Annotated in this window: 13 protein-coding genes; 7 read left to right on the forward strand and 6 right to left on the reverse strand. The window is 40.1% G+C overall.

What is annotated here, in order from left to right:
* The first annotated feature begins 13 nt into the window (after positions 1-13).
* The 4 genes from ACEXOE_RS06155 to ACEXOE_RS06170 are packed head-to-tail and all read left to right on the forward strand — an operon-like array spanning position 14 to position 3,388.
* Positions 14-1,216, forward strand: a complete 1,203-nt coding sequence (locus tag ACEXOE_RS06155; RefSeq protein WP_394747861.1) for a threonine aldolase family protein — start codon at positions 14-16, stop codon at positions 1,214-1,216.
* 23 nt (positions 1,217-1,239) lie between these two features.
* Positions 1,240-1,746 carry a DinB family protein gene (locus ACEXOE_RS06160; protein WP_394747862.1) on the forward strand — a complete coding sequence of 169 codons (507 nt, stop codon included), beginning with the start codon at positions 1,240-1,242 and terminating at the stop codon, positions 1,744-1,746.
* 43 nt (positions 1,747-1,789) lie between these two features.
* On the forward strand, positions 1,790-2,911 hold the full coding sequence (locus ACEXOE_RS06165; protein WP_394747863.1) for a CNNM domain-containing protein: 1,122 nt from the start codon (positions 1,790-1,792) through the stop codon (positions 2,909-2,911).
* A 3-nt stretch (positions 2,912-2,914) separates the two neighbouring features.
* A complete protein-coding gene (locus ACEXOE_RS06170; RefSeq protein WP_394747864.1) occupies positions 2,915-3,388 on the forward strand; it encodes a methylated-DNA--[protein]-cysteine S-methyltransferase in 474 nt (157 codons plus the stop codon).
* A 226-nt stretch (positions 3,389-3,614) separates the two neighbouring features.
* On the opposite strand, the gene ACEXOE_RS06175 is transcribed toward ACEXOE_RS06170, so the two are convergent.
* Complete coding sequence (locus tag ACEXOE_RS06175; RefSeq protein WP_394747865.1) at positions 3,615-4,445, reverse strand: hypothetical protein; 831 nt, start codon at positions 4,443-4,445, stop codon at positions 3,615-3,617.
* Positions 4,446-4,729: 284 nt separating this feature from the next.
* Between ACEXOE_RS06175 and ACEXOE_RS06180 the strand changes: the two genes are divergently transcribed.
* On the forward strand, positions 4,730-5,443 hold the full coding sequence (locus tag ACEXOE_RS06180) for a 3'-5' exonuclease (RefSeq protein WP_394747866.1): 714 nt from the start codon (positions 4,730-4,732) through the stop codon (positions 5,441-5,443).
* A gap of 35 nt (positions 5,444-5,478) precedes the next feature.
* On the opposite strand, the gene ACEXOE_RS06185 is transcribed toward ACEXOE_RS06180, so the two are convergent.
* Both ACEXOE_RS06185 and ACEXOE_RS06190 read right to left on the reverse strand, forming a co-directional pair.
* Positions 5,479-7,686: a S8 family serine peptidase gene (locus tag ACEXOE_RS06185; protein ID WP_394747867.1), complete on the reverse strand. Its 2,208-nt coding sequence runs from the start codon at positions 7,684-7,686 to the stop codon at positions 5,479-5,481.
* Between the two features lie 150 nt (positions 7,687-7,836).
* Positions 7,837-8,784, reverse strand: coding sequence for an endonuclease/exonuclease/phosphatase family protein (locus tag ACEXOE_RS06190; RefSeq protein ID WP_394747868.1), 948 nt, complete (start codon positions 8,782-8,784; stop codon positions 7,837-7,839).
* Positions 8,785-8,886: 102 nt separating this feature from the next.
* On the opposite strand from ACEXOE_RS06190, the gene hflX reads away from it, so the two are divergent.
* Positions 8,887-10,098, forward strand: coding sequence for a GTPase HflX (gene hflX, locus ACEXOE_RS06195; protein WP_394747869.1), 1,212 nt, complete (start codon positions 8,887-8,889; stop codon positions 10,096-10,098).
* 289 nt (positions 10,099-10,387) lie between these two features.
* Here the strand turns inward: hflX and ACEXOE_RS06200 are convergent, their stop codons facing one another.
* The 3 genes from ACEXOE_RS06200 to ACEXOE_RS06210 all read right to left on the reverse strand — a co-directional run bounded on the left by ACEXOE_RS06200 (position 10,388) and on the right by ACEXOE_RS06210 (position 13,149).
* The gene (locus ACEXOE_RS06200; protein ID WP_394747870.1) at positions 10,388-10,993 is read right to left on the reverse strand and encodes a hypothetical protein; all 606 of its coding nucleotides are present in this window, start codon (positions 10,991-10,993) and stop codon (positions 10,388-10,390) included.
* A gap of 74 nt (positions 10,994-11,067) precedes the next feature.
* Complete coding sequence (locus tag ACEXOE_RS06205) at positions 11,068-11,757, reverse strand: response regulator transcription factor (RefSeq protein WP_394747871.1); 690 nt, start codon at positions 11,755-11,757, stop codon at positions 11,068-11,070.
* Positions 11,758-11,763: 6 nt separating this feature from the next.
* Positions 11,764-13,149, reverse strand: coding sequence for a sensor histidine kinase (locus ACEXOE_RS06210; protein WP_394747872.1), 1,386 nt, complete (start codon positions 13,147-13,149; stop codon positions 11,764-11,766).
* A gap of 721 nt (positions 13,150-13,870) precedes the next feature.
* Between ACEXOE_RS06210 and ACEXOE_RS06215 the strand changes: the two genes are divergently transcribed.
* Positions 13,871-15,325 (forward strand): spondin domain-containing protein, encoded by a 1,455-nt coding sequence (locus ACEXOE_RS06215; RefSeq protein ID WP_394747873.1) that lies wholly within the window; start codon positions 13,871-13,873, stop codon positions 15,323-15,325.
* The last annotated feature ends 50 nt before the right edge of the window (positions 15,326-15,375 follow it).

The raw sequence follows: 15,375 nt of genomic DNA on the forward strand, positions 1-15,375 counted from the left end.
TTAATTGTTTATAATGGATAAAAAGACTGAAATTACCCATAGAAGAGCCTTTATTAAAAAATGCGGTCTATCAACACTTCCTTTGCTCATTCCTACCGCAGCTATGGGAGCGCCAAACGAATGGGAACTGGAAGACCTCAATGATAGTACGAAAGCTGTAAATTTTGTTTCCGATGGCCTTTCTTTTTCCCCAGGGCAGTATTTAAAAAAATTGAACGAAATTCAGGAACAAATGCCCATTTCTCCGGACTACTATGGCAATGGTGGTGCTACCAGAGCTTTAGAAGAAAAATTTACCCAATTAACGGGTAAAGAAAAAGCCATTTACCTTCCTACAGGAACCCTGGCCAACCAATTGGCCATTAAACTCCTAAGTGGTCAGAATACCAAGGTTATTGTTCCAGAAAATAGTCACGTATTCCGGGACGAGGCAGATGCTGCCCAAAGTGTACATCGCAAAAGACTGCTTCCCGTTGGAAAGGGGAAATCCTATTTTGACGTGAACGATCTCAAAGCTGCCATTTCGTATACAAATCAGGGAGAAGTGTTTAAAAGCGGCTTGAACACTGTAGTGCTAGAAAATCCTGTCCGTAGAGCCGACGGGGTTCAAATTCCCATGGAAACTTTAAAGGAAATCTATGCCTTCTGCAAAAGCAAGAATTATAGCTTGCATTTAGATGCCGCCAGAATTCATTTGGCCATGGCGACCAATTCACATACGCTGGCTGATTATGCAGCCCAATGCGATACTATGTATATTTCGCTCTACAAATATCTCAATGCCGCAGGAGGTGCGATCTTATGTGGAGATGCCGAACTTATTGATCAAATTCCGCATCAAATCAAAATTCATGGCGGAACCTTATTTCAAAGTTGGGCCAATACCGCCATGGCCCTACACTATCTCAATGGTATAGAGGATCGCTGGACAAAGGTGACGAAAAACGCCAAACAATTGATTTCTAATTTGAATACTATAGAAGGGGTGACCATAGATTCGATTGCGCAAGGAACCAACATTTACGATATGCGATTGGCGGGGAACATCGATATCAAAAAATTATCCAACTACCTGTATAAAGAATATCGTATTAGCTTTAGAAGACCTAATGAAGAGGGCATCGTAAAATTTGTAATTAATGAAAGCTTACAACATAATTCGGTAAATGCCTTGACTTCAGCTTGGAAAAAAGGCATTGCATGGGCAAAATCATAGAAACATACTATAGTTTCCCTTTTATGAAAAGAAAAATTTTTATACTTATCAGTTTTTTTTCGATGGGCCTAAGTGCTCAAGAAGCTGTAATTCCTGCATTTCTAGAGAAATGGGAGAATTCAAAAACCTATTTAATTGCTATTGCCAAGGCGATGCCAGAGGAGGATTTCAACTATAGTCCCACGCCACGGGAAATGAGCTTTAAAGCACAATTATTGCATATTAAAGGAAATATGGATTGGTTGGGTCAAAGTTATTTTGATAAGAGCAATACCACTACAAAACAGGCAAAACCCAAAACAAAAACTGAAGTCATAACGGCACTGGAAAAGAGCTTTGATGCCGTTGCACAGCAGGTTCAAGGGACTTCCCGCAAGGAATTGGCTACCGTGGTAGATTTCTTTGCTGGACCCAAAACCAAATTGCAAATCTTGAATTTATTGCAAGATCATGTAACCCATCATCGTGGACAGTTGATCGTTTACTTAAATTTGAATGAAATACGTCCACCCGACTATGTGGGTTGGTAAGCCTAAAAAATATCGCTATTTTTAAAAAAACTAAACCATTATTATGGGGTTATTGATCCTTTTTGCCGTAGTATCTATATTTTTTTCCTTTTTATGCTCCATTCTTGAAGCAGTGCTTCTCAGTGTCACGCCCACTTTTATCAATCTTAAGAAAAAAGAGGGAAAAGCGTTCGCCACCGGACTGGAAGAATTAAAAAAAGATGTTGACAAGCCACTCATCGCCATCCTTACATTAAATACCGTTGCCCATACCGTGGGGGCTATCTTAGTAGGGGTACAGGCCAAAGCGGCTTATGCAGAACTTTATGGAAGTACTCCCATAACTATTCTAGGTATTGAATTTACGGAAGACCTTATGGTTGGTGTCGTATCTACCATTATGACCATATTAATTTTAGTAGCATCGGAGATCATCCCGAAAACCATTGGAGCTACCTATTGGAAACAATTGACAAAATTTACGACCACAACCTTAAATGGAATGGTTTGGGTGCTAAAATGGACCGGCCTATTGTGGCTACTGCAGTTGTTCACTAAATTGATTGGAAGTAAAAACCATCACGGTAGTGTATTGAGCAGGGAGGACTTTACGGCTATGGCCGATATTGCCCAAGAAGAAGGGGTCTTTCAGAAATCGGAATCGGATGTCATTAAAAATCTTCTCAAATTCGATGAAATCTTGGCCAAGGATATCATGACACCAAGAACGGTGCTAAAAACCGCCTCGGAAGACGAAACGATACGTGCATTTTATGAAGCAAACCCCAAAATGCGACATTCGCGGATTCCCATTTTTGCCGAAAGTCAAGACAATATCACAGGTTTCGTGTTAAAAGATACCGTTCTGGAAGAAATCATCAATGAAAAAGGAGAACAACCTTTATCCAGTATTCGACGGGAAATTCTCATTATTGAACGAAATACCCCTATTCCAAAGGTTTTTGAGACTTTCATTTCCAAAAGGGAACATATTGCCCTCGTGGTAGATGAGTATGGTTCGATCAGTGGCCTTGTTAGTATGGAAGATGTTATAGAGACCCTTTTGGGTCTGGAAATTATGGATGAAAGTGATCATGTTGCGGATTTACAGCAATTAGCACGTAAAAATTGGGAAAACAGGGCCAAACGAAAAGGCCTATTGGACGAAAATTCAACAACCGATTGACCTATGGAAATTGCCTTTGTACAAACGCCTTTGGGGATTGCTAAAATTGAGGGAAATGAAGATGGCCTAGCCGCTATTTCTATTTTGAGCAATGCCGATAAAGTCAGTGACATTATTCCTGAAGTACTGGAAGATGCTGCATATCAATTGGAAGAATATTTCAATGGTACGCGGAAAGAATTTAGCCTTTCCCTAAATCCACAAGGCACCGATTTTCAAAAAAAAGTATGGAATGCACTACAGGATATTCCGTTTGGGAAGACCTGTTCTTACCTAGATCTTTCCAAAAAATTGGGTGATGTAAAGGCCATACGGGCAGTGGCATCGGCCAATGGAAAAAATCCCATGTGGATCGTAATTCCCTGTCATAGGGTTATTGGAAGCGACGGTTCCTTGGTAGGCTATGCCGGTGGATTACATCGGAAAAAATGGCTGTTGGACCATGAGAGTCCGGTTACCCAACAATCTTTATTTTAAATGTCACAAACCAATAGGTCTGTGCTATTCCCATTTTCAACTTTTTTGGTGAGACCCATTACCGTTTATCGTTCTTTTAGCTTTTTAGAACTATAGGAATACATAATCCCATGTGTAACGCGCAGTATAAAACCAACTCTTCAGTCAGTTTTAACAAAAAAGTGGGTTTTACAAAAAAAGAAGGGCAATGCCCTTCTTTTACATACTTTATTTTAGCTGTTTTCTATTAATTACAACTTGCTGTACTCAATGGATTTTCATTGGATACCGCATCGCCCAAAGTAAATGGTGTTTTGAATAATACAAACTTATCGATGGCATGTCCTGAAGATCTTGCGGAAATTTCCATGGTATATTCACCTGCATTGTCAAAAGTTACATAAATGCGGTGCCCATCATGATCATTGGTCAAGGCATTCCATTTAAAATCCAAGTTGTCCCCACTACGGTATACTTTAAACCAGCCATCAGCAGAGGCGCCTTCTGGATTTGGCGTTTTTCCAGTACCCACGGGGAACACTATACTGTTACTACCATCTTTTTCTCCAAAAAAGTTATCTGCGTCCGGAAAACGCAACCAAGTGTCATTATGATCTGTTCCACTGTTTCCGGTCAAGATCGCTGTGCGCCATTCAAATTGATAGGTTCCCGGGTTGTTGATCTGAATTTTAAAAGATACCAATCCATTTCCAGGCGTGTTCAAGGATTGTGCTCCTGTCCAGACCATATAGCCATCGCCAGAAAAATTATCTCCATTGGATTGTAACTCCCAATCCCCACCAAAAACGGCATTCTCAAATTCAATATTCACCAAACCGTCCGATTCGTTAAAAATAGAATTTGCGGGCGTACAATTGGTGTCTCCACCACCCTGATCATTTCCTCCATTACCTTCGTCTCCTGAAGTAGGGTCATTATCATTATTTGTTCCTTCTTCTGTTGGATTTAGGACATCCAGACCATCATCGGATTCGTCATTGGAACAGGCAACATTAAAACACAAAAGGGCAGACAAGGCAACAGCCTTTAGGCCTAAGTTAATAGCATTTCTTTTCATTTTTACTGTAGGTTTAAATTAAATTGATAGATTTAAGGGTTTATCTAAAACGTTTATCAAATGGTAATATTGAAAATTCTTACCATATTTCGATGAACTACATCCGCAATCCCCATCAAAATGGACTAGACTGCTGTTTTTGCTCCATAAGGGAGGATTGCATAATTTATGTATATTAGTAAATATTCTATGTTTGGGTTTACGACAATTTGTGAGATTGTATTTTTAAGGTATATACGTCCATTTCATCAAGAATAGATCATATTAAATAAAGTGAGCTTGCCATGTTACAAAAAATTGAGCTTGAGCATATCTTATTCCTAGATATAGAAACGGTACCTGAAAAAGCTTCATTCCAAGAATTGGATGAGGCGAAAAAGGAACTCTGGGATCAGAAGTCCCGTTATCAACGCAAAGAAGACTATACCCCCGAAGAATTTTATGATCGTGCTGGTATTTGGGCCGAGTTCGGCAAAATTGTTTGCATATCCGTGGGCTATTTTAAATGCTATGGAGACACTCGAAATTTAAGAATAACCACTTTCTTTGGGGAGGAAAAAAAATTGCTCCAGGATTTTAAAAATCTTTTGGATTCCTATTTTTCGCACCCAAAGTACCTCTTATGTGCCCATAATGGGAAAGAATTTGACTTTCCGTATATCGCTAGACGAATGATTATTCAAGGTCTTGATCTTCCTTTTAAATTAAATCTATTTGGAAAAAAGCCCTGGGAGATTCCGCATTTGGATACTATGGAATTATGGAAATTTGGGGATTATAAACATTATACTTCCTTAAAGTTGATGGCCAACATTCTTGGCATCCCTTCTCCCAAAGAGGACATTGACGGTAGCATGGTAAAAGATGTGTTTTATCTGGAAAAAGATATTGATCGCATCATACGCTATTGCGAATTGGATGTTGTCACAACTGTACAAGTATTCTTGCGTTTGCGCAATGAATCCCTATTGGAAGCCGATGAAATTAAAAAGGTATGATTGCCTCCCAAAAGGAGGTCTCCAATAACCTCTGGTTACTTCTTATAAAATTTCTTGGAGCTACTGCCATGATAATCCTGTATATTTAAAATGTACAATCCCGAAGATAACTGATCAACAGCTATAGTTTTATTACGTACACTCCCTGATTTCACAATAAGTCCCGTAGTCGTAATAATGCTGTAGCGCGCGTCCGATGACAAATCTCCTTGCAATAGTATGTGATCTACGGCCGGATTGGGGAATACGGAAAATGTTACTTCCTTAGTAGATTCCAATACTGTATAATCTTCACTATTATCCAAGATAGTATCCTCTCCTAAAAAAGTAAATGTTTGTATAGCGGTATAGGCAGAGGCTACATTGGCAGTACAAGAAGTTTTTATCTTGTATTCATAGGTGGCACCAGGTTTCAAGCCTTCCAGAATAGCTGTATTTTCATTGGTATAAACCATATACCATTCAGTATTTTCTTTTTCTTTATAGGCCAATTCAAAAGAAGCCTCTGCTACAGGTTCCCATTCCAAACTAAGCGTTTTTGCTGTGGATGCCGTCTTTTCAAGACCAGTAGGTACCGTTGTTTTACAGCTTACCAATGCCAATCCGGATACGATTAAGGAAAAATCTTGTTTTTTTCCGCTCAAATTTCCCTTATGGGTAATCTCTATAGTATAGGTGCCATTTCCTTTATCGATTTTGATATTTTCAAAAGGATCAACCGAATTATCTCCTCTAGTAGCGGGATTAGCCGCTCTTGCGGGATTTAAGCGCCACGGATAAAATACTTGATCTCCTTGTCGTATTCTGATATCCAAATCATTGATTAAGGCAGGAGTGATATCGTTCTCAATCCCTCTATTGATATATTCCCCTGCGGGATCCGTCCATGAAACAGAGGCCAGCAAGGGCTCTATTTCATTGGCTTCTACCGTAATCGTATACATTTCTCCTTCTTTCAGACTTTCCTCTATAAGCAACGTACTATAGGCTTCACGAGAAATAATTTCAGCGGCATTTTTTGCATTCATAACGCCCCAACCCATTTTATAATCTGGACCAACTTCATTAACATCATCAGCACTGTGCAATACCAAGCCCTTAAGCGTTGCTGCCTTCATATAGGTATTGTGAAGACGTTCGTAATACTGCTGTAACAAGAGCATAGCACCAGTAACTCCTGGTGTTGCCATAGATGTTCCCGTAGATGTCGCATAACTTTTATCATGTACGGCCGTGGTGGAAAAAATATTAGAGCCTGTACCAGCAATATCTGGCTTGATGCGTCCGTCATCTACAGGTCCAAAACTGCTATAGCGGGCAACATTTCCTTGTATTAAAACCCCTTCCTTATTTATTTCCGTATCCGCAGCGGCAACAGTAATTCCATTTTTAGCTGCTGCAAAACCCAAAATAAGATCAAATCCATCAGCAGCACTGCCATATACGGGAACTTCATTATGCATTAAGCGTTGTGCATTTCCAGCTGAAGTCACCATTAAATAATAAGGTGCATTGAACATAATATTGTCCCAATCCTGTGAGACTTTGATATAAGACCCAAAGTACCAATCTGGAACACGACCCGGGTGAATACCATAGGAATGATTAGACAGTAACAGACCATTTTCCGCAGCTTGGGCCACCTCAATCTTATCTCTGGTCCAGTTGCTTGTGGTCATTTCTGCTTTATACGCCACTCCTTGGGATTTTTTATTTACCCCTGAAGCCACCAAAACTCCGGATACCAAGGTGGCATGGGGATCAATTTTAGTGGTATTATCCCCTATCCGAGCACGTTTGTCAAACTCCTGATGGGATATTCGGGCTACGCCTGCATCCCAAACACCAATTTTCATCCCTTCCCCATCAATTCCCAAATCCAAAAGCCCTCCAGAGTATAAGGTATTCGCCCTAGATACCAGGCGCACATCATCATTAAACGTCTGGTAATAAATGGGGCTGCCATCCGAACCTATCCCTTGCAGTTCAGTGAAACTTCCATTGGGTAATTGCTCTTCCAGTTTCCATCCATTTTTCTGGGCCAAGTCGTTCACTGTAGTGGCATAGGTTTCAAATTCATCTTCCAGAAGTTGAGTAAAGGATCTTAATTCTGTATTTTGATAAGCAGCACTAATTTTTTCTGCTTGAAAAGTAGATTGTGCTTTGGCGAAAAAGGAGGTTAAAAATATCAACGAATAAGCGAGATTCGTCCATACCTTTGGGAAAGGCATTTTGTAGTCCATAACAATTTAAGTAAGATTTGGACTACAAATATAAATAAAATCTAATTTTAATCGATAAAAAACATGATTTATTCGATGAAATGCACTTTTTGATTCAGAAACCCGATTAAAATGGACTTACATTTTAATAATTTTCCTTTCTTTTTTGGCTCATTGATGAAATTTGACTTGTATAAATACGGGAAAGTGATCACTATAGCCTCCCAAATACTTTCTGCCCGCAAAAGTCCTATAGGGTGCTCCCTTATACTTTCCTTTCCTTTCCATTAGAAAGCCTTGGTCAAAAATATCTGCTTCGGTAAAACTATGGGTGTCTTTCTGAATATTGAAAAAATTATGGGAAATGATAATCTGATCAAACAGACTCCATTGTCTTCTATAACTGGCGCTGCCCCTATCCGGACTTAACATTTTTTCCATGGGGTTAAATAAGCGATCCCTTTCCAATAGTTTTTGGATACTTTCGGATTTTGGATCATCGTTGAAGTCGCCCATTACAATATAATTGGGGTCGGCATACTGTTCTTCCAGGCGATCCATAAAACGTCCAATAGTCGCCGCGGCTTCAATGCGCTTATAGGCTGTTTCTTTATCTCCATCCCTACGCGATGGCCAATGGTTTACAAATATGTGTACTTCTTCTCCATTTAATCTTCCATGAACATAGAGGATATCCCTAGTATTGTCCCGTTCTCCATCCGGATTATTGACATAAAGTACAATAGGTTCAGAATCTAATACTTCAAAGTGTTCTTTGTTATAAATTAAAGCGGTATCAATACCTCGCTCGTCTGGAGAATCGTAATGCACAAAATCATAATTGCCCTTTCGCATGCCTTCCGTTTTTAAAAGATCTTCTAGAACGGTATCATTTTCCACCTCGGCTACACCTACAAGCGATGGTAGTTTTTCGGTTTCTTTAAATCCTATTTCGGCAATAGTCTTTCCTAACTTCTGCAGTTTTTTATGCAATCGTTTTTTTGACCATTTTTTAAAACCATCGGGCGTAAAATCATCATCCAAGGTATTGGGATCTTCCTCCACATCAAAGAGATTTTCCAGATTGTAAAAGGCTATAGTGTATTTTGTATTGCTCACTTTATTGCTTGAATTATAAAAAAATTGAATATTTCTGCTTTTGAAGCTAAAAATACGAAAATAGCTTGGCTACTATTATGTAGATTTGCACTTTAGCACATTATGTTAGAGAAAAAAAAGATAGCATACGAAAAGGCTGTTCTTATTGGAGTCATCAATCGGGAGCAGAACGAGGATAGGGTAAAGGAATATCTCGATGAACTGGAATTTCTTACGTTCACCGCAGGTGGTGAGGTGTCCAAACGTTTTATACAACGTATGGATATCCCCAATCCTAAAACCTATATTGGTAGTGGTAAAATGATGGAAGTGGAGGCGTATGTCAAGGAACACGAGATTGGCTCCGTGATTTTTGACGATGAACTCACTCCTGGGCAACAACGTAATATTGAAAAATTGTTGCGCTGTAAAATTCTAGATCGCACCAGTTTAATTTTAGACATTTTTGCCCAACGCGCACAAACCAGTTATGCCCGCACTCAGGTAGAACTGGCCCAATATGAGTATCTCCTGCCCAGGCTTACCGGGCTATGGACCCACTTGGAACGACAAAAAGGAGGTATTGGAATGCGTGGTCCCGGAGAGACCGAAATTGAAACAGACCGACGTATTGTACGCGATCGTATTTCCTTGCTAAAAAAGAAATTGTTAAAAATAGACCGGCAAATGGAAACCCAGCGCGGTAACCGCGGGGCATTGGTCAGAGTAGCTTTAGTAGGATATACCAATGTTGGAAAATCTACCTTAATGAATGTCGTCAGTAAAAGTGCCGTTTTCGCAGAAAACAAGCTCTTTGCTACTTTAGATACCACGGTTCGTAAGGTGGTCATTGGCAATCTCCCATTTCTACTCAGTGACACGGTTGGATTTATCCGTAAGCTACCCACGCAATTGGTAGAGAGTTTTAAAAGTACTTTAGATGAGGTTCGGGAGGCAGACTTATTATTGCACGTCGTGGATATTTCGCATCCCAATTTTGAAGAGCATATTGATTCTGTCCACAAAATTATGGACGAAATTAATTGTGCCGATAAAAAGACGATTATGGTCTTTAATAAAATTGATCAATACCTTTATGAAACCATAGATGAGGACGATTTGGTCACGGAAAGAACCCAAAAACATTTTACGATTGAAGATTGGAAACAAACTTGGATGCAAAAGGTAGGAGATCGAGCCCTTTTTATCTCCGCACTCAATAAAGAAAATCTAGATAATTTTAGAAAAAGAGTTTATGATGAAGTACGTGATATTCATGTAACTCGCTTTCCTTATAACAATTTCTTGTACCCTGAGCACTTGGATGAGTACTAAAAATGACGTAAAAAATGTAGTTCATCGATCAATTTGACCTGTTTGATTTTTTCACATCAAAATCTAAAGGCTTCACAACATATTTTTTATACAACTATAGACCTTGCCTATCTTTACATTGTGATAACAAATAGTGTTTACCCCAAATAACACTACGGACTATCTAAAGTGCTAGATTCCCCAAATCGGTACTTGACCAAAAAAAACCAACCTAAGTTTTACAATGTAACCTACTTTACTAAAAAGAAGCCCTCCGATCGGAGGGCTTTTTTAGTAGAGTACTACTTTCTTAATTTTTCTTGGCCTTTGCCGCCAAACGTTCTGCCTCTCTTGCCAAACGTTTTGCCTCTCGTGTAAGCCGCTCCGCTTCCCTGACTTTCTGTTCTGCCTCTCTTTCCAAACGCCTTGCTTCACGTTCTGCTTCTTTTTCAGAATCTCCTGCTACATAGGTTTTTATGTTGCCCGTTACAGTTTTCATCTTTTCCACCATTTTGGAAGAACTTACTTCCTTATCTACATAAATACGCAGGTTCCCCTCGCTCAACTTAATTTCATAAGCCGTGTCACCGTCGTACACTTCTTTCCAAATTTGTTTGGAACCGGATTTCTTCCATCCTTTTTTACCAAACTCTTCCAATAAGTATGTTCTGATCCGTTCTGTTTTTGAGGCATTGAACTTGGCTTTTACTTTGTACTGATCATCTTCATTGGTAATGGAAAAATAAGTGTATGTATTTCCATTTACACTTACTGTAGTTTTACTTTTACTACTAGATTTGCTCTTTTGGGTCACCGCCTGACCAGGAGGTGTTGGAGGAGTTGGGGGAGTAGATTGAGCTCCTAAAGTTACTAGTCCTACCAAAAAGCTAATTAAAATGTTTGCAATTGTTTTCATGATTATTTGATTTTTAATGATGATTGAATTAAAGATTGATTTTGACCCATATGAGGGTCGTGATGAATAAACTCCTATTCTTTGTTGTCGATTTTAAAGGTTAATCCCAAACCGCGAACGCTTTCAATGGCGATATTAGGGTCCTCCTTGAAATACTTTCGTAATCTGCTAATAAACACGTCCATACTCCTTCCTGAAAAGAAGTCGTCGTTGCCCCAAACGTCTTTGAGGAGATCATCGCGTTTTATCATGGTATTCTTATGCGTAAATAAATAGTGTATAAGTGCGGTTTCTTTTTCAGTCAATCGTTGTTTCCTATCCTTTAATAGCAATAATTGCTGCACGGCATCAAAACGATACGCCCCAATTTGTTGAATGACCTCTTTTTGAGGCTGTTGCCTTTTTGTCCGCTTTAAAATATTGTTTAATCGAAGTACAAGGATGTCAGCTTCAAAGGGTTTTACGATATAATCATCTGCTCCCAATTTCAGGCCTATGATACGGTCTTCTTTCATTTTTTTCGCCGTGAGGAAAACAAATGGAACTTCTGGTTCGTGTTCAATAACCTTTTCCGCTAGGGAGAAACCATCCATTTTTGGCATCATCACATCAAAAACACAGATGTCAAAATGTTCCTTTTTAAAAAAGCTTAGAGCTTCTTCCCCATCCTTGGCCCAAAACACCTCAAATTGATGTATCTCCAAGTATTGTTTTAAGATACTTCCGAAATCAAAATCGTCTTCTGCTAATAATACTCGTGTCATACTGCCTTAGTTTAGGGGTAGGGTTATGATAAACTTGCTTCCTTTGTTGGGCTCACTAATGAGGTCTATTGTTCCATGATGTGCACATATAACTTGTTTGGTATAATACAGTCCCAGACCTAGACCCTTAACATCGTGTACATTTCCTTGAGTTACTCTATAAAACTTATCGAAAATTAGTTTTTGATGTGCTGCTTCTATACCTATCCCATTATCCTTAATTTCTATCTGGTATGTTTGCCCGCGCAATTGGGTTTTCATATGAATCATTGTGGATGCTTTTCCATACTTAACTGCATTCTCCAAAATATTGAGTAAGGCCGTAGTACATAAGAAGGTATCTATGTTTAAAAAAACTTCCTCAGGTGCTATATCCGTATGTACTGTGATTCTTTCTTTTTCAATGGAAAGCGAAAAATCGGTAATAATATTTTCAATATAGGTATTGTGCAGTACACGCTCTCTTTGTACAATAATATCTTCGGAACCAAGGCTATTGGTGGTTACCTGATCAATAAGCTTATGCAAACGACTATTTTGCCGCTCCAAAATTCCTAAGGTGTTGGCTAAATTCTTTGGAGAGGTAACCACTTCCTGTTTTTTAAGGCTTTTAGTTACTATGGCTAGTGTAGCCAAAGGTGTTTTTAACTCATGGGTAATATTATTGATGAAATCTGTCTTTACATCGGCAACTTTTTTCTGTTTGATCAGATTGCTGATAGAATAATAAAACAAGCCAACTACAAATAACAACAACAGTACGGATACGATGAACACCAAGGTCATTCTACCAAGAACAATTGTTTTCCACTCCGAAATGTTCATACGGTCATAGGTAATTAATCTAAAATCAATACTTCTCCCAAGGGAATCTGCTGGATTGATATAATCGGAAGCAATAAAGGCCCTACTAACATTATAGCCTTGACTTTTTCCAAAGTTCTCTCCAAGGAGTAGCATGTGATTCCCTTCTTCTAGATTTAAAATGGTATCATTTGCAATAGAATCTAGTAAAACGACCTGAGCTACATTCTTTTTGAATTTAATGTCGTACGCCACATTGGCTTTTTTCAGTTCTTGTTGATATAATGTATTGTAAGTGGTATTGATGGAATCTCTATATCGTATAAAATCTGGAACTAATTGTTCTTTGGTCAGGTCTTGGTATTTATATTCCCAAAGCAATTCCATGAAATGCTGATTCAATTGATCCTCTACCTCTCCTATTAGCTCAGATTCGTCATCTATTCTTCCTATAGCCCTTCTGGTTTCTGTTAAAAAGGCTTCCTTTTTAAGCTCATAGGTATTATAAATAAGATATGCCTGTATGCCTACCAACCCTAAAAGGGTAATGGTAGCGGTGATAATCAGTATGTTTATTTTTTGTTGCATAAGGCGTTGGTCTATGGTTTCAACATTCCAAATGTAACTGAAACAGGATTCTTCTAAAAGGAAATAGATTCCGTTAACCCAGCATTAACCTGCCGTTTTTGGCCATCTGCCTTGGAATAGGTCCTCCCGTCTTTTGTTAATTGGATACTATTTCTATTTTTAATTGTTCATTAACGATCTATTAACCTATGTTTGCCTGCTACATCGTATAAGAGGCAAGTGGTTTTTATCCGCTAAAATTGTCGTTCATCGATCAAATGGAATTCTCATGTTTTTTCACATCAAAATATGCGGTGTTCACAACATATTTTTTCACCCTTTATATCCTTGATCTATATTTACAGTGTAATTAAGTAAATGGGTTTGTCCCCAACAAACCTCCAAACTTAACCTATTTAGTGCTTCGTTCCCCAATGCAGTACTTGACCTAAAAAAAGAGATTATAATAAACCAAATTTTACAAAAACCTACTTACTAGACTAAAAAAACCCTGATATTAATATCAGGGTTTTTTTCTTTATAAATGCCTCATTGCAACCCTTCCTCCCGTTTCATTCGGGGGCTTGATTTTCCATTTTGCCGATTTTTTCAAGTCTTTTTTTTCCCTTTCAGGGCCAAAAATTCCCTTTCAGAATAGTTTTTGGTGCGATACCGACTCTAAATGTGCAGTTTTGCCCCGGTTAAATAAAAAACTGTAATTCAAATTAAAAAGTTTAGAAAAATGAAAAAGTTATCAAAAATCTTATTGGCGGCATGGCTCATGGCCTTCGTAGCCTGTAACAATGACGATGAGGTCGTTGAACCCGTTGCCGAGACGCCCGCACAGGAAGAGACGGCGGCCGAGACCCCTGCAGAGGGCGAAGAGGGAGAGACCATGGAAGAAGTGGCCACCACATCCTTCAACGTTACCATCTCCAACGTAGTGAACTTCTTGGAGGTTCAGATATTCAACCAGCCCGATGACGTGGACGGTGCCCCCGGACCACTTCCACAACGAGGCGGATCCTATTGGGCGGACTTCCAGGCCGTGCCCGGAACAAAATTGAACTTTGCCACCATGCAGATCGTTTCCAACGACTTTTTCTTTGGCCCAACGGGACAAGGTATAGAATTGTTCGATGACAATGGACAGCCCGTCATCGGAGACGTTACCGATGAGGTATTGTTATGGGACGGTGCCGTTGAGGCAACAGATCCTTCACAATTTGCATCTGTGAGCGGAGGGAACGCGCCCAGCGAACCAGATCCTGACACAAGGGTACGTGTAGTCACTCCGGACGTGACCGATATGATCCGTGTGACCCTTGACTATAACGAGTCCACAAGGACCTTCCGTTTGTTGATCGTCAACCTTAGAGGTTCCGAGGATCCCGACAACCCTGTGATCCTATCCCCAGGTATCTTGGTGCTGCACGCCCTTGACAACCCATTGTTCACCACAGGTGAGCCGGACAGAGGTCTTGGATTGGCCGATATCTCCATCGCCGGTAACCCTACACGTCTTTTCGAGTGGTTCACCGAGACAGGTACCACTGGAGCGCCATTGAGGCTTTCCTCTTCCTATACCCTTTTCTCCCCAGGTGTGGTATACGCCTTTGGATCTGAGCGCGACCCGGTATTCGTACAGGGACAGCCAGCAGTAGAGGGAAGCGGTGTGGAAGAGATCGCAGAGGACGGGAACAACGGGCCTATCTTCGATTACATCAGCAACCAGTTGAACATCCCGGTAGCGGCAAGTGACCAGACCTCCAACATCGGACCTGGTGAGAGCCTTACCTTTACCTTGGAAGATGTTCCCGTGGGATACAGGTTCAGCTACAACACCATGATGGTGAACAGTAACGACTGGTTCCTATCCTACAACAACGTGGGCTACCCATTGTTCGAAGAGGACGGTACCCCTAAGAGCGGAACGGGAGCCTCTGCACGTTCCTACCTTTACGATGCAGGAACGGAAGTAGACCAGATCGTTGGTTTCGGTGCCGATCAGCCCATGAGACAGGCAGGACCGAACACCGGTGCCGCTGACGAGAACAACCTTACACGTAGGGTGACCGAGATCGAGGACGTACAGTTCGGAAAAGGTCTTATCGCCTCTCCTGCAGGGGTAGTATACTACGCGGACCCAAGAGGTGGGTACAACATGGTGGTCGTTACCATAGAGCCCATCCAGTAAACAGAACGACATATCGGAAAACCTACAATTCCGAATACAACAAAAGCCTC

Source organism: Spongiimicrobium salis (assembly GCF_043678055.1).
Classification (GTDB): Bacteria; Bacteroidota; Bacteroidia; order Flavobacteriales; family Flavobacteriaceae; genus Spongiimicrobium; species Spongiimicrobium salis.

What these genes read in the sequence shown, in the direction of transcription:
- ACEXOE_RS06210 (WP_394747872.1), bottom strand. Translation starts at nt 13,149, where the DNA reads ATGCAACAAAAAATAAACATACTGATTATCACCGCTACCATTACCCTT.
- ACEXOE_RS06155 (WP_394747861.1), top strand. Translation starts at nt 14, where the DNA reads ATGGATAAAAAGACTGAAATTACCCATAGAAGAGCCTTTATTAAAAAA.
- ACEXOE_RS06175 (WP_394747865.1), bottom strand. Translation starts at nt 4,445, where the DNA reads ATGAAAAGAAATGCTATTAACTTAGGCCTAAAGGCTGTTGCCTTGTCT.
- ACEXOE_RS06170 (WP_394747864.1), top strand. Translation starts at nt 2,915, where the DNA reads ATGGAAATTGCCTTTGTACAAACGCCTTTGGGGATTGCTAAAATTGAG.
- ACEXOE_RS06165 (WP_394747863.1), top strand. Translation starts at nt 1,790, where the DNA reads ATGGGGTTATTGATCCTTTTTGCCGTAGTATCTATATTTTTTTCCTTT.
- ACEXOE_RS06205 (WP_394747871.1), bottom strand. Translation starts at nt 11,757, where the DNA reads ATGACACGAGTATTATTAGCAGAAGACGATTTTGATTTCGGAAGTATC.
- ACEXOE_RS06185 (WP_394747867.1), bottom strand. Translation starts at nt 7,686, where the DNA reads ATGGACTACAAAATGCCTTTCCCAAAGGTATGGACGAATCTCGCTTAT.
- ACEXOE_RS06180 (WP_394747866.1), top strand. Translation starts at nt 4,730, where the DNA reads ATGTTACAAAAAATTGAGCTTGAGCATATCTTATTCCTAGATATAGAA.
- hflX (WP_394747869.1), top strand. Translation starts at nt 8,887, where the DNA reads ATGTTAGAGAAAAAAAAGATAGCATACGAAAAGGCTGTTCTTATTGGA.
- ACEXOE_RS06215 (WP_394747873.1), top strand. Translation starts at nt 13,871, where the DNA reads ATGAAAAAGTTATCAAAAATCTTATTGGCGGCATGGCTCATGGCCTTC.
- ACEXOE_RS06200 (WP_394747870.1), bottom strand. Translation starts at nt 10,993, where the DNA reads ATGAAAACAATTGCAAACATTTTAATTAGCTTTTTGGTAGGACTAGTA.
- ACEXOE_RS06160 (WP_394747862.1), top strand. Translation starts at nt 1,240, where the DNA reads ATGAAAAGAAAAATTTTTATACTTATCAGTTTTTTTTCGATGGGCCTA.